A 19,486-nucleotide genomic window follows, 5' to 3' on the forward strand; every position below is an offset into this window, starting at 1 on the left:
ATTGTAAGCGCTTACATTGTTGTATTATGTAATTTATATTGCTTAGCTAACTACTGTAAAGCTCATTATTATTTGCAAGCTTAAGGACGTATCTCATTGTGTTTAAAACAATCTCCTTACCAGGCACGTCAGCCCTCTTAAAGCCGCCGTTTATTTTTGGGGTTGCTACAGCCTCTTTTCAAATAGAGGGAAGTTACGATACCCGCCTCCCCTGTATTTGGGATACTTTTTGTAACAAACCAAACACCATTGCAGATAACAGTAACGGCAACCAAGCATGTAAACACATAGAATATTGGCAACAAGATGTACAAATGATTGCTGATTTAGCTGTAGACGCTTATCGTCTTTCGATTTCTTGGCCACGCGTTTTACACCAAGATGGCAGCTTGAATATTCAAGGAATGTCGTTTTATAAATCGCTATTACAAGCTTTAAAAGTGCGCAACATTAAAACTTATGTCACTTTATATCATTGGGATTTACCACAGCATTTAGAAGACAACGGTGGTTGGCTAAATCGCGATACCGCGTATCAATTTGCTCATTACACTCACATAGTAACTCAACAACTAGAGGGCTTAGTTGACTCTTATGCGACCTTAAATGAGCCTTTTTGTAGTGCCTACCTAGGCTATGAAATAGGGGTACATGCACCAGGCATAAAAAGTCAAAAAGCAGGACGCCAAGCAGCGCACCACTTACTGCTTGCCCATGGACTCGCAATGCAAGTGATACGTAAGAATTGCCCCACGATAGAAGCCGGTATAGTACTTAACTTTAGCCCATCCTATCCGCTTACCACTGCTGATGAACGCGCTGCTAAATTAGCTGATGACTATCATAACCAATGGTATATACGGGCAGTACTAGAGGGCTGTTACCCTGAAGTGATTAATGAGCTTGCAAATGATGCAAAGCCCCATATTAGTGATGGAGATATGGCAATTATTAGCCAAAAGATCGATTTTTTAGGGGTTAATTACTATACTCGTATTCATTACAAAAATACGCCAGATCATTGGTTTAGAGAAGTTTCTTTAGAGAATGTTGCCACCACCGATATGGGCTGGGAAGTTTACCCACAGGGATTGTGTGAATTACTACTTTCATTAAATGATCGTTACACTTTACCTAAAGTATATATAACAGAGAACGGCGCAGCGATGGCCGATGTATTAATAGACGGTAAAGTAGATGACATACAACGTATCGATTACTACCATAGCCACATTAATGCCGTTCATAATGCAGTTGAGCAAGGCGTGAATGTGCAAGGCTACTTTGCATGGAGCTTAATGGATAATTTTGAATGGGCCTATGGTTATGAAAAGCGCTTTGGGCTAGTCTATGTTGATTACCAAACTCAACAACGTACATTAAAACAAAGCGCGATTGCGTATCGTGATTTTCTTAAACAGCGCCAAAAATAATAACGAGTGGCTTTTATGCTGAGTAAAAAAGAAAAAATAGCTTACGGCCTAGGTGACACGGCCAGTAATATTATTTTTCAAACCGTAATGCTGTTTTTAACTTTTTTCTACACTGATATTTTTGGTATTTCGCCTGCTGTTGTGGGCACCCTTTTTTTAGTAGTTAGAGTTATTGATGCAGTAACTGATCCAATAATGGGCGCACTCACTGATGCCACTCATACTAAATACGGTAGCTACCGACCCTACCTACTTTGGCTTGCCATCCCTTTTGCCGTTATAAGCGTGATTACTTTTACTACCCCTGAGATGGATGACACCAACAAAATTATTTACGCGTTCGTTACCTACACCCTGCTAATGTTAGTTTACACCGCAATTAACATTCCTTATTCGGCACTTGGCGGCGTATTAAGTGGCAATCCCAACGAACGTGTCTCCATCCAATCATACCGGTTCGTATTTGGCATGTTAGGTGGTTTACTGGTTACAAGCTGCACCTTGCCTTTAGTAAAATGGTTTGGCAATGGTAATAACGAAATGGGCTATCAACTCACCATGCTGGTTATGAGTTGCCTAGGTGTGGTGTTATTTTTAATTTGTTTTCGTTACACCAAAGAGCGAGTGAGCAATCCACCGCATAAATTATCTTTAAAAACACAACTTCACTTTTTATGGCAAAATCAGCCGTTTAAAATCTTGTGTATGGCGGCGCTGGTATTATTAACCAGTATGGTATTGCGCACAACGTTGGCTATTTACTATGTAAAATATGTTCTTGGCAAAGAAGATTTAATCACCGAATTTGTAACCTTAGGTATGATTGGTAATATTTTAGGCTGCGCTTGCGCGCAACCTTTAAGTAAACGCCTTGATAAGAAAGCGGCTTATGTTTATCTGCAATATATTTCCGCCATATTGAGCTGCATTGCCTTTTTTGTTCCTAATGAACACGTTTTACTAGCGTTTTTAGTGTATTTTTTATGGTGTTTATTCACTCAAATGGCAACGCCTTTATTATGGGCAAAAATGGCTGATACTATTGATTACGGAGTCTGGCAAAATGGCCTTCGACTCACGGGTTTAGTTTACGCAAGCATCGTATTTTTTATCAAATTGGGGCTTGCATTAGGCGGAGCGATTGCCGGTTGGTTACTTGCTTATTATCAATATCAAGCCAATGTGGAATTAAGCGAGGCAACTAAAAATGGTATTTTAACCTCATTCACACTTTACCCTGCGATTGGTAGTGTACTTGTGGCATTAATAATGAGTAAATACAGCCTAGACAATAGAACCATTAAAAAAATCACTGCCGATTTAACACAGAAAAGCAATTTGTAGCAAGGAATAGTATGGCCACCATTTATGAAGTGTCAAAGCTTGCAGGGGTGTCACTTGCCACTGTTTCAAGAGTAATGAACAACAATGCAAACGTAAGTGATGCAACCAGAAAAAAAGTCACCTTAGCCATGGAAGAGCTGGGCTACCGCCCTAACTCTATTGCGCAATCACTGGCTTCTAATTGCTCGAATAGTGCGGGCTTGTTAGTTTCAGAGCTTAAGGGGCCATTTTATGGACCGATGATGAGCGGTATAGAGAACACCCTAAGAAATCAAGGTAAACACGTTATTATTACCGCAGGCCACAGTGACGCAGAGCGAGAGCAACAAGGCATCGAATTTTTAATTAGCCGTAACTGCGACGCACTTATTTTACATGTTGAAGCTATTAGTGATGAATACTTAATAAAACTCAGTAAAGGCAAAACCCCGTTTGTTTTGCTAAACCGCTATATTGAAGAGCTCGCCGACCGCTGTATTATTCTTGATAATACTAAAGGTGGCTATTTAGCCACTAAATACATTATTGAATCGGGCCATAAAGACATTGCGTATATTAGCGGCCCATTATGGAAAAAAGATGCCCAAGAACGCTTAAATGGACATAAACAAGCGCTTGATGAATTCGCCATTAAATTTGATGAAAATAATTTATTTGAAGGTGACTTTGTAGAAGAAAGTGGCTACGAAGGCTTCGCTACACTGTATAAAAACAACCCCGCCTTTACCGCCTTGGTATGTGCCAATGACGAAATGGCCACTGGTGCCATGGTGAGTGCCAGAGAGCATGGTATACAACTACCTTCGCAGCTTTCAATTATTGGCTACGATAACGTGTTTTTTACCCGTCACGTTTACCCTCCGTTGAGCACTATAAACTATCCTATCGATGAGATGGGTAAAGTGGCAGCGCAGTGGGTACTTAGTCATGTTTATCAAAAAAGCGTACACCCTATTCAAACGTTATTTGAGCCCGAGTTAGTTATACGCCAATCTGTGGTTAAACCTTTAACATCTAGGTAAGCTAATAGGGTGTTAAACAAGCTGATTGAGTAATGCTAAATTTATTGGTTTTAACAATACCTGCTCTATTTCTAGTTGCCTGATATGCACGGCATCGGGCTCCATACCACTAATAATAACGCGCTTAATATTAGGGTAATGCTGTTTAATAAACCCAGCCAGCTCTAAACCGGTTCCATCTGGCAAATGCATATCAAGTAATACTTTATCGTAATTACTATTATGCTCTAGTACTGCCTTACAGTCTTTAACACTTGTTGCTATATCGGTATCTACATCCAAGCTTTCTAGTAATAGCTGGGTAATTTGTGCGGCATCAGCATCATCTTCTACTAATAAAAAGCACTTCTTATCTCTACTCGGTTTAGGCATTGGCTGAATAGATGAAGTAGGCTGTTCTTTTTGCCCGAGCCTTAACTCTAAGCATTGATAAAGCAAGTTGGAATCGACAGGTTTGGCAATCATATCGTCAAACCCTAACGCATTGAGTTCGCTATGAATGCCTTTCATAGTCGCAGCAGTTAAGGCTATGATTGAACCTTTAAACCCTAGCTTTCTAAGCTCAATAGCAGCTTCTTTTCCGCCCATTACTGGCATGTGGATATCTAAAAATATAATATCGTAGGTTGCGTGCCCGTCTGCTAGCTGTTTTTTTACTTTTTCAAGCGCTTGCTTCCCATTATCAGCATAATCGACCGCAGCGCCTGCTGAACCAATTAAGTGACCAACTAACACACGTAAATCGCGTAAATCATCAACCACCAACACCTTACCGCTCACTTGGCAGGGTGCTACTTTTTGCTGCATATTGGGGGTTAAATCAAGTTTTAATAAATTGCGCTCTACCTGCCTGATATCACCAGGATATAAAGAAATGGTAAAGGTTGAGCCTTTACCTACGTGAGAGTCTAATGAAATATCCCCATGCATACGACTAAGTAGTTCAGAACAAATAGCTAAACCTAAGCCTGCACCACCTACTGAACGCGACTCTACATCAGCTATTTGCTCAAAAGGCTTAAAGATGAGAGCTTGTTTTTCTGAAGCAATACCTAAGCCTGAGTCTTTAATACTAAAAAATAGCATTTCACGCTCATTGACTACTTCAGTCCACGCGTTAACCACAATCTCGCCTTGCTCAGTAAATTTAATCGCGTTATTGATCAGGTTAATAAGAATTTGTCGAACTCGAGTGGCATCTACACGAATGACTAGTGGTAAAGGCTCCAGTGATTCAAACTTTAGTGATAAGCCTTTATCGAGTGCCGATACGCGCATTAATGTAAATACGTCGGCCATTAAGCTATCAAGGTTAACCTCCCCTAAACTCAGTTCGAGTTTATCGACAGCAATTTTAGATAAATCTAAAACATCATTTAGTAAGCTTAATAAATGCTTACCATTACGATAAATCACACCGAGCTCGTTTTCAGCCTGCTTGTTAAAGTCACTGAGCATCAACAACTCGGTATAACCTAAAATAGAAGATAGCGGTGTTCGCAATTCGTGGCTTAAATGTGCTAAAAAGCGATCTTTTGAACGGTTTTCAGCCTCGGCTTTTAAGCGTTCCACTCGCTCATCTTCTACATCACGGCGCGCTAATGCGTAGCGAATAGAGCGAGCAAACCGGCTACCACTCATTTCGTTTTTAACTAAGTAATCAACAGCTCCGGCATCAAGCGCTGCTGAATCGAGGGCATCGTTTGACTGCCCTGTAAGCATAATAATAGGCCCACAAAAACCATTTTTAAGCGCTTGTTTTAAAACACTTAAGCCATCAGATGCCCCTAAGCGATAATCAAGCAAGCAAATATCATGTTGATTTTTACTCAACACTTCCACCGCCTGCTCAGGAGAGCTTATCCAGTCTATGTCAAACACATGGGAACTGAGCTGCTCTAAATAGTCACGAGTTAAAATATAATCATCTTCATCGTCTTCAACCAATAGCAGTTTCGTTGCCTTTGCTAACATAGCGTCTCCTGTTTTAATAATATGCTTAATCGTTAAACGTGCTTGGTAGCTCTACAAACTCAACCCAGTATTTACCCAGCGTTTTCATCAACTCAACTAACCCGTCAAACGTAACCGGCTTAGTTATGTAAGACGCAGCGCCTAGGTTATAACCTTTAACCATGTCTTCTTCTTGCTTAGATGTGGTTAAAATTACCACTGGAATGCCTTTTAGGTTTGGATTTGCCTTAATAGCTTCAAGCGCTTCACGACCATCCATTCTCGGCATGTTTAAATCAAGTAAAATTAAGCCTGGTCTTGGCGAGATGCTTTTATCTACAAACTTGCCTTTGCGCTCTAGGTACTCTAAAAGTTCAACACCGTCTTCAACAAAATGTAATTCATTTAAAACGCGACTTTCAGCAAGCGCATCTTGGGTTAATAAACGATCATCTTCATCATCGTCTGCCATCAAAATGGTAATCGGTTTTACGTTTGTTAATGGCATATTATGCCTCTCCTTGTAATGTGAATAACTCTGCATCCACAGGTAATTTAATGATGAAAGTTGCCCCCTCACCTAGGGTGCTTATCGCAGCAATAGAGCCGCCGTGTCGTTCTACAATTCGACGACATACAGATAAACCAATACCCGTTCCTTTATATTCTGAACGGCCATGTAAACGTTGAAATGGTACAAATATTTTATCCGCGTACTCATCAGAGAAGCCGATACCATTATCTTTTACGGTAATGACATGCCAACATATTTCACTGTTATGATCTTCACTAAACTCACATACTCGTTCAAAGTCAACATTAACAACCGGGTCAACGTTAGGCGCTCTGAACTTCACTGCATTGGAAATTAAGTTTAAAAACAGCTGATGCATTTGACTCGGATCTGCCTGAATAATGGGCATATCAACCGTAACAACCTGTGCATTACACTCATTAATCGCTATTTCTAAATCACCTTTTATATCATTCAGAATGCTGTTTAAATCGGTATCGGTAAAATCTTTACCTCGGGTTGTTACTCGAGAGAACTCTAATAAATCATTAATTAAATTAGACATCCTTTGTGCGGCATTTTTCATGCGGGCAATATAATCTGCGCCTTTTTCACCTAATTCGTCTTTAAACATGCTTTCAAGCCGGTCACTAAATGCTTGAATTTTCCTTAACGGCTCTTGCAAATCATGGCTAGCAACAAAAGCAAACTCTTCTAACTCTCGGTTACTGCGACTCAATTCATCAGAATACAAGGTAAGCTCTTGAGTACGTTCAGTCACTTTACTGGCTAAAGTTTCATTTTGCATTTCAAGCTCGGCACGATACTCGGCCGCATTTTTCAAGTTCAACCTCGCCAATAAAAACATACCCAAAATCAATAATGCGCTGGTAACTGCAGTAATACCAAAAGTGATTTTAGCTTCTTTCTTAATTTGTTCTAATTTCGAAAAGTGACTAACTTTAAACAACAATTCACGCTCTTGAATATCATTAACCAACGCCCGAATCTCTCTGTAAAGATCACGCCCTTCATGTGTATTGAGCCTCAAAAGTGCGCGCTTTTCTTTATCGTTTAATGCTAATTCAACCGTTTTTTTCAGCTCAGCTATTTTAGCTTCAACCAGTAGTAACAGCTGTGCAATACGCTGTGCCTGCCCATCAATTTCAGAATGCAAGGCATTCACATGACTGGTTTGGGATTTTATTTGCGCAACAGCATCGTAATAAGGCACTAAATAATCATCAGCTTGGGTTAATAAATACCCTCGCTGTCCCGACTCGGCTTGCACTACCGAAAGATGCAATTGCTCTATCGCCGTGCTTAACATATTAGTGTTATCTAAACTTTGCTGAGTACGCGATAATCCTTGAATAGTATTAATGGCTAAAAAAGCATTACCAACAATAATACACAGCACTATAGAAATAAATAACGCCCATACTACATTTGCCTTACCTTGCTGTTTGCGTTTAATCATTTATCGTCCTGAATTAATTAGGGTTACTTCGACTCTGAAATAAGCTGCAAACTGTCACTGCACGCTTGGCAATTAGCAATTATTTTATCCAGTGCGGCGAGTGCTTTATCTTTTGGCATATCGTTTTCAAGTACTAGCTTAATTAGTTCAGCGTTCATCGAAATACGGTTTAGCGGCGCACGTGCGTCGTGTACCAGCTCATTCAAAGGTTTTGCCTGTTGTGGTGATGCCATTAAAGTCCTCGTTTTGTTGTTATTAAATTTGCATGCTGGTTATTTATACTCGCCAATACCACCATAAGCATTTAAACGGTTGTATAAGGTTTTAGTACTAATACCTAACATTTGTGCCGCTAATGTTTTATTACCTTGTACCTTATCGAGCGTGGCATGAATAAGCTCTTTTTCAACTTCTTCAATTGTTTGTCCTGCTGATACCTGTTTGTCTTCAGATTGAGTGTTAACCCTTGAAAAAGGCGACTCTAAGTTATCAGGTAATGTAATTGTGCTAGTTTGCGGGTCGCTCATAATAAAAGCGCGATGAATAGCATGGCGAAGTTCACGTACGTTACCTGGCCAGTCGTATGTTTGTAGCTCTTTAAGCTGTTCGTTAGCCCAGGCAAACGCTGTACCATTTTCATCGTTCAACTGACCTAAAAACGCTTTTGCGAGTAATGGAATATCTTCTTTTCGCTCTCGTAGTGGCGGTATATCAATTGGAAAAACAGCCAGTCTAAAGTAAATATCTTCACGTAAAATATTATTCTGCGCTAAATCGGTAAGAGAGCGGTTAGTCGCTGAAATAACACGGCAATTTACTGGTAACTCACGATTACCGCCTACTCGTGTTACTTTTTTAGTTTCAAGTACACGCAGTAAGTTAGGCTGCATATCAATCGGCATTTCAGTGACTTCATCAAGAAATAACGTTCCGCCGTCTGCTTGTTCAAACACGCCCTCTTTTCGAGCAATGGCACCGGTAAATGCGCCTTTTTCGTGGCCAAATAATTCACTGCCAATAAGCTCTTTAGAGAGTGCCCCACAGTTACTCGCCACCAGTGGACCTTCGCATTTACTAGCATTATGAATGGCTTGGGCTACCACCTCTTTACCTGAGCCACTTTCACCCATAAGCATAACATTAGCATTGGTTTTAGCTACACGCTCAATCATAGTATAAAGCTGTTGCATGGGCGCAGACTCGCCAATAAGCGTGTCAAAATGATGAGTAATAGCGGCGCTTTTCGCTTTTTTTACCGTTTTTTTAGGGCCATTTAAAACCAGTTCTAAATCTTCACGTTGCAGCGGCTTTAATAAATGCGACACATTAGGCTCACACATCTCAGCTAAAATACCTTTAACCGAAGGGTGACCTGAAATAAGGGTGACTTTAGGCGATTGACCAATCATTTTTAAGTGATCCAGCAAGTGCAAACCACTGCCATCAGGTAACATAAAATCGAGCAGCACATGATCAAAGGTGTTATTTTCAAACCATTGATGCGCTTCTTTTAAACTGGTTGCTGTATTAATGTTGTGGCCAAGAAACTCAACAATATGGCAAATAACATCACTGAATTCGACGTCGTCATCGACTAAAAGTATATTTAACATGAATAATCCCTGTGCTTTTTCACCATTCTACTTACCCTTTAATGTAAATGAAAGATATACATAATTAAGGTACAAAATGCAGCTGTTTTATTTTTAATCCACTAGTTTAATCATAAGTAGCTGTATAGGCGCTGAAATAGCGCTATTTTATGAGGCTTATTAAATCTCTATTAAAGCAATTAATATAACCAACTGATATAATTTATTTTTATTACAGGAGTTGTTATGCGCTTATTAAAAACCTACATTCATCCCTCAATCAATATTGAGCAAGGTCGTCAATTTTCTCGCCCAACCGCTCGCGCTATTGCATTTAAGCAACAACAAATTTTACTTATGTACACTCAGCGCTACGACGACTTTAGCTTACCTGGCGGTGGAATTGACTCACATGAAAGCATAGAGCAGGGGTTGGTCAGAGAACTAAGTGAAGAAACTGGCGCACAAAATATAAAAGTATGTAGCGAGTTTGGGCTTTACGAAGAGTACCGCCCTTGGTACAAAGATGACTTTGATATTATTCATATAGAATCATACTGCTACCTCTGCCAAATTGATGAGCAACTAGGCCAAGCACAGCTTGAACACTACGAAAAACAAAATGGCATGCAGGCTAAATGGGTTGATATTTTCCAAGCGATAGCCCATAACGAACGTACACTTGCAAACAGTGACAAGCAAGGGCTATCGATTATTCGCGAAACCTATCTGCTAAAAGCCATTGCTGCACAGTTTTTTACCTAAGTATTTAGGGTTGCGTTTGCGGTTCGCTCAGCGATTTTTTACCCACATAAAAGCGATATAGTCCCAGTAAGTTACTACTTAAAAATAGGCTTTCCATGAGTATTGCCACTGGCGAGCTGGCGAAAATATTATGTGTTATCCAAAAAGAGGTTCCCACCACCATACATAACCTTAAGTGCAAATCTCGATTTTGAAATGAAGCGATAGTTTGTATTAATGTCGCCACCAATGCAAAAACACTAAACCAATCTTGCCAAGTAAAATAAACTGCCAAGCAGCTTACAGCCATAAACCCAAACATAGCCCAAGTATGCTTATAATAAATACAGTAAAAATAACGTACCGCGGCAATAAACATTAAGCAGCCGGCACTGTTATAGCCCAATATAAAAAAGTGAGCAGAGGTTAATAATACTGAGGTAAATAAACAGCTTAAAATAATTCGTCGGGACTTAAACTGAAATGAAGCTAAGTCGAGTAAAGTAGCGACTGCTACTAACGATTGGGCAATTAAAAACATAACACTCCAAGGTATTAAGGCTTAAAATGGGGAGTGTATAGTGCTTTATGAAAACAGCACTTAACTTAAGTTAAGTCGCTTACGAATTCGTGATAACGAAATAGCCGAAATACCTATATACATTGCCACTTGGCTTAAACTTAGCTGCGCCAACCAGTGAGGTTTATGTTTGAGTAAATAGCAGTAACGCTGCTCGGGACTATTGAGTAATAAAAATGCTTCTTTGGCTTCTTTAAAAATAAGTTGCTGTGCAATAAGCTGCTGCTTAATCAGTTGATACTGTGCTTGCTCAAATAGTGTTAGTGGTACTTTAATTACATTGGCTTCGTTAATCACTTTTAATTGATAAAACGCAGGAGTTGAGGTCATCCAATTGGCAAACAGCAAAGCAAATTCATTTTTAAAATAGAACTCTTTACACTTTTGCACGCCGTCAATGTCGTCATGAATAGCGCCTAGAACCCCGTCCACAACTAAATACCCATAACTTTGCAGATCGCCTTGTTGCACTAATACGGTATTGGGCGCTATTAGTTGCTGAGGATACTTACCAGCCAATTGCACTTTAAACTTGTTTACTAGTGCTTCATAACTGTCGCCAAGCGATAAAAGTGGATTATCAGACATTAAAAATTACCATTTTTTCATTAAAGCATGTGTAATATCAGCCGCTGATACACCCACCCTAGGAATATATTTTTGGCCACACCATAAAGGTGAAAAATCACTTTTAGCACTTTTTTCAGCTAGAGTTCTTAAGGCTGTTATTGCACTGCTGGCATGTGGAAACGCAGGAACGCCCTTTGGTATAGCACCTAGCTCTTGCATTACTCGATTTTTAATACCCCGAGCAGCTCTACCAGAAAACAATGTAGTCAGTGTAGTCTCGTCTTGTTGTTGATCTAAAATAGCCTGTTGATGCAAAGCTGATGTTGTTGCCTCCTTACATAGTAAATAAGCGCTCCCTACTTGTACAGCACTCGCTCCTAACGCTTTAAACCGCTGTACATCATCGGCTGAAGCAATGCCACCAGCAGCAATAATAGGCAGTGATATATGCTCAACACAACGTTTAATTAACTGCTCAGTAGTTTGTTGTAAGCTTAAATCCATTGATAAAAAGTGCCCTCGATGGCCACCAGCTTCTATACCCTGAGCAATAATCCCATCAGCGCCATTTTCACTAAGCCAAATAGCTTCATCTAAAGTAGTAGCCGTTGAAATTATTTTAGTGCCCCAGCTTTTTATTTGCGCCACAATAGCTTGCTTAGGTAAACCAAAATGAAAACTAACTACTGCTGGCCTATAGGGGGCAATAATATCAACAACCGATTGATTTATAGGTTGACGGGAAGCCCCTGCAGTTAAACTTTGCGGGTCAATTTCATACTCTGCAAAATAAGGTGCCAGCATATTATGCCATAGCTGCTTTTGTTCGTTCGTGTAATCAGCAACCCTATGACAAAAAAAGTTAAGATTAAACGGCTTCGTTGTTTTTTGGCTAAGTACTTCTAGCTGCTCAATTAATTGTGCTGGTGATAACATGGCGCAAGGCAAAGAGCCCAAGCCTCCAGCCTCACTTACAGCAAGAGCAAGCTGCTCGTTTTGAACACCTGCCATAGGTGCCTGAATTATCGGTAAAGCGGTATTAAACAATGGTGGCTTCATTTGAACTCTCCCTGTAACTTTTTCAACAACTTGCACTATTTACAGAACCATAGCAAAAACAACAAGCAAACAACATCTAGATTTTAGTCATAAGCAATATAAAAACCATTACTAACAGATAGTTATGACTTTTTAATATCTAGAAACTAACTGGCTTTGGTTTTGCACCTATCCTATTACATAATTTGTTAGGAGGTAAAATGAGTAACACAGTTGATACGATCAATCCCGCAACCGAGCAAGTCATTAATAGCTACACGCTGCTTTCTCAAGCTCAAGCAGAACAAGTGATCGAAAAATCTCATGAAACATACTTAACATGGCGATTAACCTCGTTTACCGAGCGCGCAAAATATTTAAATAAATTAGCCTCTTTATTTGAAAGCCAAAAAGAAGCCTTAGCAAAACTAATGACCGAAGAAATGGGTAAAGTCTATGAGCAAGGCTTCCAAGAAGTTCAGCTTTGTGCTGACATTTGTCGTTATACCGCTGAGCATGGCGCCGATATGCTTAGCGACGAGGAGCGCGACATGCAAGGAGGTCGTGCAATCATAAGCTATCGCCCTACCGGTGTGCTGCTGGGTATTCAGCCATGGAACTTCCCACTTTATCAAGTTATTAGATACAGTGCCGCAAACATTATGGCGGGTAATACCACGGTATTAAAACACGCCGGTAATGTATTTGGTATGGCTGAAAAAATTGAAACATTATTTCTACAAGCAGGCTTTCCTGAACACTGCTTTAGCAACTTACTGGTTGATGGTAAAACTGCCAGCGCCCTTATTTCACACTCAGCGATTAGTGGCGTAACCTTTACTGGAAGTGATGGCACAGGTAAAAAAGTGGCAGAGCAAGCTGCTAAGCATGTTAAAAAAACCGTGCTAGAACTGGGTAGTAACGATGCTTTTGTTGTACTTGACGACGCTGATTTAGCCCTTGCAGTTAAAGCATGTTTACAAGGACGCATTATCAACAACGGCCAAACCTGTGTTGCAGCCAAGCGCTTTGTGGTGGTTGATTCACTCTACAATGACTTTAAAGAAGCACTAAGCCAGCAGTTTAAGGCGATAAAAATGGGCGACCCAATGGATGAAGATACTGAACTGGGTCCTATGGCACGCGAAGATTTACGCGACAAAATTCATCAGCAAGTACAAGACTCTGTCAATGCGGGTGCAAAAGTAATTGTAGGCGGCGAAATACCGCAACAAACAGGTTATTACTATCCACCAACTGTGCTGGAAAACCTTACACCGGGCATGCCTGCTTATGACGATGAGCTTTTTGGCCCTGTCGCATCTTTAATTAAAGCCAAAGATAACGACGACGCTATGCGTATCGCTAATGATTCACGCTATGGACTAGGCGGTGGTATATTTTCAAAAGATGAGAAGAAAGCCATTGAACTGGCCAAAAAGTATTTTGATACCGGCATGATTAATATTAATGGCTATGGTTTGGCACAACCAAACCTACCATTTGGCGGTGTTAAAGACAGTGGTTATGGCCGAGAGCATGGTGGCTTTGGGATTCGCGAATTTGTGAATGTTAAAAGCATCATGATCCATAGCTAGTATCAGGTATCAGGTATCAGGTATCAGGTATCAGGTATCAGGTATCAGGTATCAGGTTAGTAAAATTAAACACCGCGCTTGTAGCAAGCGCGGTGTTTTTTGTCTGATGAATTTTTAACACTCAACTGAATGGCTCGCTGTAGAAAATGCCGCAAACTTAAAAGCACTACCAAAATGTATTAAATGAGTTTATTTAAGAGAGTATTAATCTAATTTTTCATATAGCTGATATATATACCTATGAAAAATATCCGATACTTTTAATAATGCTGTCATGTTCAATGAATATTTTTTCTTTTCAAAAGAGTACCTAAAGTCAACAAAACTTGAATCAATATGCTCTAAAACTAAATCTAGTGACTTAAAATCACTAGGATAGTCAGAGTCCAAATAACAAAGTCGTAAACCATTTTGTAAATTTTCTGGAACTTTCTCAAAGAGTTTTGTTAGCCTATGGCCATTAATATCAGATTTTGAATAAAGATCTTTGTAATTACCAAAACTATCTCTACCATCATAATAAGTTTTTGCACTTAGACTTTTAATATACAACTCTACAGAAAAAGATGCGCATGTAATAAATGGAGAGCCTGGATGCTTTCTAACATATAAAGCATGAGCAGCATCATTAAACTCTATTGCCTTACCCATAATTTCTCTATTAGGGGTATTTGTCGAAAAAATATTATTCATAACTACTCAGGTGTTTAATTTAGATTATTAGAAATTTAAACGAATAAAATAATAAATTATTTAACATATTTTTCTTAATATAAATAAGATAAAAAACCTAAGCAACAACTCATATTTTACTTTCTTTCGCCTAAAACCTTTAACCTAATATCTGTACTATACCTAGCCCTTTTCAAACATAGGTACTTTGCGTTTATCTGCTTTGCTCATTGCCAGCTCTTGTATATCTTGCTGCTTTTGCTCACTTGGTTTTGTTTCTAGGGATTGCTGATTAGCATCTTCAAATACCAGTTCAGTTAGTAAGGCAAAATGATCGGAGCCATATTTAGCAAGGCGCTTTATCCTTTTTACACTAAAGCCTTTTGAATGAAACAAATGATCAAGCGGCCAACGCATAAAAAAGTAATTAGCGTGAAAAGTATTAAAAAAACCACGGCCTTTACGAGGGTCTAAAAAGCCACTAATTTGCATAAATAAACGAGTACTGCGTGACCAAGCAACATCATTTAAATCGCCAGCGACTATCGTAGGCCGAGTTGAATCTTTAAGAGCTTTAGCCACCATTATTAATTCGCTATCGCGCGGGCGTGATGAATCTTCTTCGGTTGGGCTTGGTGGCGCGGGATGAATAAAATGCCCCTGCATTTTTAACCCTTGGTGGTTTTCAAATAAAATATGAATAGAAGGAATGTCATCTTCTATAAGTGCACAAATTTGTGCATCGAGTATGTTAAATTTACTAAATACATGCATGCCGTAGCGGTTATCTTTTGGGCACTGTACTTGATAAGGGTAGTTTTTTTTAAGCACGGACAATTTATCTTGCCACCAACTATCGCTTTCTAAGGTGATAAGTAAATCGGGCTGATATTTATCGACTAAGTTAATTAACTGCTCACTATGTCGATTCGACATCAGTACATTAGCGGATAAGATTCTGATGCTATGATCACTACTTTTTGGCGCTGTTAATACTTCTTTTTTAGCAAACCAAGTGTAGGGATAAATCCACTTAGCTTGAAGCGCACAAATAATTAAAGCAACAGCCGCTATTAATGAGTATGCAATAAAGTCGATTTGCCACATACCTATTACTGCCACGATAATTACAGCGCTTGCTAGGTAGCACACCTGCAAGCGCACAAAGTCGCAACTACGTATCAAGTAATGCTGACTGTATGACAGGGGTAATAACGTTATTAATAACAAAAAGCCAGTAACTATGACCAATACAGTGAGCATTTATAAATCCTAATAGCGCTGTAAAATAGAGAGTATTTCACGAGTGTCGTGCACTAAGTGAATAATAGTGCGATCAACTTCAACTCGCACTGTGTCTCTTTCTCGGTCTATTACTCTAGCACGCTTATAAATGTCATGCCCAAGGATATCACCTTGATGATAAGATCTGTGCCACCCTGGTGGAGTCCACCCTTGACGAATTAACTGCTTGGCTTGTTTCTTAGAAAGCCATTTTTTATTATTGTATTGGTTATATTTTTGCTTTTTCCAGTGATGCTTTTTTGCGTGTTTATTCGCATGCTTGCCTGCATGTTTGTCTTTGTGTGGTACAGCAAATGCGTTTGTTGCCGTTAGCGCAAAAACCATTACTAAAATACTGATTAGTGATTTCATGGCGATTCTCCAGTGTGATCATTACTGAAGAGTATTAACGGCTAAGCCTGAACATTACATGAAATGAGAAAAATTAACGTTGCTTGTACTGTGTTTTACAATGACTGCGCATAATCGCGGGGTCGCGTAACTTTAGGTGTTTAGTTTTACGCCCAGCATGGCGCTTACGCCATACTTTAAATGACCCGCTAGAGATATGCTCCCGCATAAAATTAACTAATTGAGAGTAATTTAGCCCATACAGATTTTCAATGGCTTCAAATGGCGTTCTGTCTTCCCATGCCATTTCTATAATGCGTGATTGCTGTTCTTGGTTAAACATATTAATTCCAAATTTGGTTGATACGCAAAAGTTAAATTTAGCGATCATCACTTGCTTGTGATGTTAAAAATATAACCTCTTTTCATTTATTAACTTTAATTAAGTGTATGATTAATCTACACACTGAAACCGGAGCTAAAAGGATGTTTACAAAACTACCTAAGTGGGTCGAATATGGTGCGTTTACCCTCGCTTTTATTGCCGGTATGGTAAACGCAGTAGGTTTATTAGGGTTTGAACAGCAAGCAATTTCTCACGTTTCAGGGTCGGTGACTTCATTAGCTATTGAACTTACTACCAACATCAAGGCAGCGTTATTTTTAATTGCGATTGTACTGAGTTTTATATTTGGCTCGGCATTAACAGGCTTAATGCTTTCAGGCGGTTCACTTAAGCTAGGCCGCCATTACGATACGCTCTTATTTATTGAGGGTATTTTACTGCTGTTAAGCGCACAGCTACTTCAATATTCTTACCCTTACGCACTTACACTTGCTTCTGCGGCCTGCGGCTTACAAAATGCTTTAGCCACTAACTACAGCGGCGCAGTTGTGCGAACCACTCACTTAACCGGTATTTTTACCGATCTGGGTTTGATGTTTGGTAAAGCCCTAAAAGGAGAAGCTTTTGACAATAGAAAATGCTTGGTCTTTGTATTAATTATTGCCGGGTTTTTAGCCGGCGGAGTGGTAAGTGTATTACTATTTAAACATTACTCAGTGCTCACTTTAGTTTTTCCGGGCATTTTTTGTATTGTTTTATCGATTACTTATCGGGTTTATAGGTTGAGTGTGCTTTAACCAATTCACAAAATCCCCTACCCTAAACTTATCAAATTGCCGATGTGCTGGAATTTATGAAATATTACTATTTACCCCCGTTATTGTTATGCAGTCAGTTAGGTTTAATTAATAGTGCGTGTGCTGAAGATACCGCGCAATCAATTGAACGTATCACCACCACAGCATCGCGTAGTGAAGCGCTTTCCACGCCATTACCACTGGTGATCAGTGTATTAAGTGAATCACAGCTTGAGCTTATAGCTCCTACCCATGTAGAGGAAGCGCTACAACGCGTTGCAGGTGCCAATGTCCAACGTGGGAATGGCCAAGAGTATTTACCGGCTCTGCGCTCGCAAGTACTTTCTGGAACGGGCGCTTGTGGTGGTGTTTTAACCGCAGAAGATGGCATAGCTCTTCGTGCAGCTGGTTTTTGTAATATCAATGAACTATTCGAAGCGCATAGCGAAATGGCAGAGCGCATTGAAGTATTAAAAGGCCCAGGTTCTGCACTTTATGGTTCTAATGCAGTGCATGGTGTAATTAACGTTATTACCCCTGATACTACGCAAGGTGGTGGTTTACTAGGCTTTGATTATGGCTCTTATGGTTATGCTCGCTATAAATTACGTGCAGGCCATACCATGGATAATTCAGGCCTAGGTATTAATGCTAGTTTTACTGATGATAGCGGTTATCGAGATGACGAAAGCGTAAAACAACAAAAAATAAATGTGCGCCATCGCTATAATAATAACAACCTAAGCTTAGTTTCTGGGCTTACGTATACTAATTTAGATCAACAAACTGCTGGTTATATTAGCGGTTTTCAAAGCTATAAAGATGAAGATATAGCACAGCAAAACTTTGATCCCGACGCCTTTAGAAAAGCTCGCTCGCTTAGGGCTTGGAGTAAAGCAAGCTGGCAATTAGGAGAGAACACTCTAGTTGTTACTCCTTATATTCGTGACCAAAGTATGGACTTTTTTAAACACTTTCTACCCGGCACACCACTTGAAAAAAATAGCCAAACTGGGTTTGGTCTACAATCGCTTTATCAGCATTATGTGAACGACAATACCAACCTAAAGCTTGGTTTTGATGGTGAGTTTACCCAAGCCGATTTTTTACAAACCCAAGATAAACCGACTCAAGGTTCTGCGTTTTTAGTGGCCACAGTGCCGCAAGGTAAACATTACGATTACCAAGTCGATGCCACCTTATATGCCCCATTTGCCGCTATTGATTGGCAGCTAAATAATTGGCTTATAACTGCAGGTCTACGTTATGAGCATATGCAATATAACTATCAAAACAATATGCTTACAGGGCGTACGAAAGAAGATGGCAGTAAATGTGGTTTTGGTGGCTGTCGTTATAGTCGCCCCGAGAGCACTAAAAACAGCTTTAGTAATCTTTCGCCAAAACTCGGTGTGAGCTATCAGCTTAATATTAACAATACACTATACGCTAACTTTTCAAGAGGCTATAGAGCCCCACAAGCAGCTGAGCTTTATCAATTACAACGCGAGCAAAGTACTGCCGACTTAGATGCAGAAATAGCAAATAATGCTGAGTTAGGTATCAAAGGGGTGTACAACAATACTCGCTACGGTTTGTCGGCTTATGCGATGAGCAAGCACAATACCATCTACCGTGACAGTGACTTTTTTACTGTTAATGACGGCCAAACTCGACATCGTGGCATTGAGCTTGAGTTAGCACACAGCTTTAATCAGCACTTTTCGATTAATTTTGCAGGTACTTATGCCAAACATACGTACTCGAATGAGCAAATCATCGGCAGTATTAATATTAAAGGTAACGATATTGATACCGCACCTCGAAAGGTCGCTAATATCGATTTTAACTGGCAAGCCAACGAGCGTGTTAACCTTGCTCTGCAATGGCACTATGTGAGTCGCTATTTTACCGACCCTGAAAACTTACATGAATATCAAGGTCACGATATTTTAAGCTTGCGCGGCCAATGGCAAATAAGCCCACAGCTATTACTGAGTGCGCGAATAATAAATCTAACCAACACGGCTTACGCACAGCGCGCAGATTACACTAGTTTTACTGGCGATCGTTACTTCCCAGGAAAACCGCGTAATGCCATGTTGTCTGTAAGTTACCAATGGTAAAACAAAAAATGCGCTATATAAGCTATATAGCGCATTCTTTTT

General features: G+C 39.8%; 19 protein-coding genes. 7 read left to right on the plus strand and 12 right to left on the minus strand.

What is annotated here, in order from left to right:
* Positions 1-98 precede the first annotated feature (98 nt).
* Genes AN392_RS11785 through AN392_RS11795 form a run of 3 tightly spaced genes read left to right on the plus strand, consistent with a single transcriptional unit; the run spans position 99 to position 3,799 of the window.
* Entirely contained in the window at positions 99-1,433 is a 1,335-nt protein-coding gene (locus AN392_RS11785; RefSeq protein WP_055012831.1) for a GH1 family beta-glucosidase, read from the plus strand.
* 15 nt (positions 1,434-1,448) lie between these two features.
* Positions 1,449-2,777, plus strand: coding sequence for a glycoside-pentoside-hexuronide (GPH):cation symporter (locus AN392_RS11790; protein ID WP_055012832.1), 1,329 nt, complete (start codon positions 1,449-1,451; stop codon positions 2,775-2,777).
* Between the two features lie 11 nt (positions 2,778-2,788).
* Entirely contained in the window at positions 2,789-3,799 is a 1,011-nt protein-coding gene (locus tag AN392_RS11795) for a LacI family DNA-binding transcriptional regulator (protein WP_055012833.1), read from the plus strand.
* Positions 3,800-3,811: 12 nt separating this feature from the next.
* Here the strand turns inward: AN392_RS11795 and AN392_RS11800 are convergent, their stop codons facing one another.
* The 5 genes from AN392_RS11800 to AN392_RS11820 are packed head-to-tail and all read right to left on the minus strand — an operon-like array spanning position 3,812 to position 9,359.
* Complete coding sequence (locus AN392_RS11800) at positions 3,812-5,773, minus strand: response regulator (RefSeq protein WP_055012834.1); 1,962 nt, start codon at positions 5,771-5,773, stop codon at positions 3,812-3,814.
* A gap of 25 nt (positions 5,774-5,798) precedes the next feature.
* Complete coding sequence (locus AN392_RS11805) at positions 5,799-6,260, minus strand: response regulator (protein WP_010390893.1); 462 nt, start codon at positions 6,258-6,260, stop codon at positions 5,799-5,801.
* A gap of 1 nt (position 6,261) precedes the next feature.
* The gene (locus tag AN392_RS11810) at positions 6,262-7,746 is read right to left on the minus strand and encodes an ATP-binding protein (protein WP_055012835.1); all 1,485 of its coding nucleotides are present in this window, start codon (positions 7,744-7,746) and stop codon (positions 6,262-6,264) included.
* Between the two features lie 23 nt (positions 7,747-7,769).
* Complete coding sequence (locus AN392_RS11815) at positions 7,770-7,979, minus strand: hypothetical protein (protein ID WP_008111968.1); 210 nt, start codon at positions 7,977-7,979, stop codon at positions 7,770-7,772.
* A 39-nt stretch (positions 7,980-8,018) separates the two neighbouring features.
* Positions 8,019-9,359, minus strand: a complete 1,341-nt coding sequence (locus AN392_RS11820) for a sigma-54 dependent transcriptional regulator (protein WP_055012836.1) — start codon at positions 9,357-9,359, stop codon at positions 8,019-8,021.
* Between the two features lie 225 nt (positions 9,360-9,584).
* Here AN392_RS11820 and AN392_RS11825 point away from each other — a divergent pair, with 225 nt between their 5' ends.
* On the plus strand, positions 9,585-10,103 hold the full coding sequence (locus AN392_RS11825) for an NUDIX hydrolase (protein ID WP_055012837.1): 519 nt from the start codon (positions 9,585-9,587) through the stop codon (positions 10,101-10,103).
* A 4-nt stretch (positions 10,104-10,107) separates the two neighbouring features.
* Here the strand turns inward: AN392_RS11825 and AN392_RS11830 are convergent, their stop codons facing one another.
* Genes AN392_RS11830 through AN392_RS11840 form a run of 3 tightly spaced genes read right to left on the minus strand, consistent with a single transcriptional unit; the run spans position 10,108 to position 12,291 of the window.
* Positions 10,108-10,623, minus strand: a complete 516-nt coding sequence (locus AN392_RS11830) for a YgjV family protein (protein WP_055012838.1) — start codon at positions 10,621-10,623, stop codon at positions 10,108-10,110.
* A gap of 60 nt (positions 10,624-10,683) precedes the next feature.
* Positions 10,684-11,250 carry a Crp/Fnr family transcriptional regulator gene (locus AN392_RS11835; protein WP_010390887.1) on the minus strand — a complete coding sequence of 189 codons (567 nt, stop codon included), beginning with the start codon at positions 11,248-11,250 and terminating at the stop codon, positions 10,684-10,686.
* A 6-nt stretch (positions 11,251-11,256) separates the two neighbouring features.
* Positions 11,257-12,291, minus strand: coding sequence for a nitronate monooxygenase family protein (locus tag AN392_RS11840; RefSeq protein WP_055012839.1), 1,035 nt, complete (start codon positions 12,289-12,291; stop codon positions 11,257-11,259).
* A gap of 200 nt (positions 12,292-12,491) precedes the next feature.
* On the opposite strand from AN392_RS11840, the gene AN392_RS11845 reads away from it, so the two are divergent.
* Positions 12,492-13,868, plus strand: a complete 1,377-nt coding sequence (locus tag AN392_RS11845) for an NAD-dependent succinate-semialdehyde dehydrogenase (RefSeq protein WP_055012840.1) — start codon at positions 12,492-12,494, stop codon at positions 13,866-13,868.
* 204 nt (positions 13,869-14,072) lie between these two features.
* On the opposite strand, the gene AN392_RS11850 is transcribed toward AN392_RS11845, so the two are convergent.
* From AN392_RS11850 to AN392_RS11865, 4 genes are all read right to left on the minus strand, one after another.
* Complete coding sequence (locus AN392_RS11850) at positions 14,073-14,561, minus strand: hypothetical protein (protein WP_152965257.1); 489 nt, start codon at positions 14,559-14,561, stop codon at positions 14,073-14,075.
* A 162-nt stretch (positions 14,562-14,723) separates the two neighbouring features.
* Positions 14,724-15,803 carry an endonuclease/exonuclease/phosphatase family protein gene (locus AN392_RS11855; protein WP_055012842.1) on the minus strand — a complete coding sequence of 360 codons (1,080 nt, stop codon included), beginning with the start codon at positions 15,801-15,803 and terminating at the stop codon, positions 14,724-14,726.
* Between the two features lie 9 nt (positions 15,804-15,812).
* Positions 15,813-16,196 carry a hypothetical protein gene (locus tag AN392_RS11860; protein WP_055012843.1) on the minus strand — a complete coding sequence of 128 codons (384 nt, stop codon included), beginning with the start codon at positions 16,194-16,196 and terminating at the stop codon, positions 15,813-15,815.
* Positions 16,197-16,269: 73 nt separating this feature from the next.
* The gene (locus AN392_RS11865; protein ID WP_041708743.1) at positions 16,270-16,518 is read right to left on the minus strand and encodes a TIGR03643 family protein; all 249 of its coding nucleotides are present in this window, start codon (positions 16,516-16,518) and stop codon (positions 16,270-16,272) included.
* A 143-nt stretch (positions 16,519-16,661) separates the two neighbouring features.
* Here AN392_RS11865 and AN392_RS11870 point away from each other — a divergent pair, with 143 nt between their 5' ends.
* Positions 16,662-17,318 carry a YoaK family protein gene (locus AN392_RS11870; RefSeq protein WP_055012844.1) on the plus strand — a complete coding sequence of 219 codons (657 nt, stop codon included), beginning with the start codon at positions 16,662-16,664 and terminating at the stop codon, positions 17,316-17,318.
* A 56-nt stretch (positions 17,319-17,374) separates the two neighbouring features.
* A complete protein-coding gene (locus tag AN392_RS11875; protein WP_055012845.1) occupies positions 17,375-19,444 on the plus strand; it encodes a TonB-dependent receptor in 2,070 nt (689 codons plus the stop codon).
* Positions 19,445-19,486 lie beyond the last annotated feature (42 nt).

Origin of the sequence: Pseudoalteromonas sp. P1-16-1b, assembly GCF_001401785.1 — a bacterium.
Classification (GTDB): domain Bacteria; phylum Pseudomonadota; class Gammaproteobacteria; order Enterobacterales; family Alteromonadaceae; genus Pseudoalteromonas; species Pseudoalteromonas undina.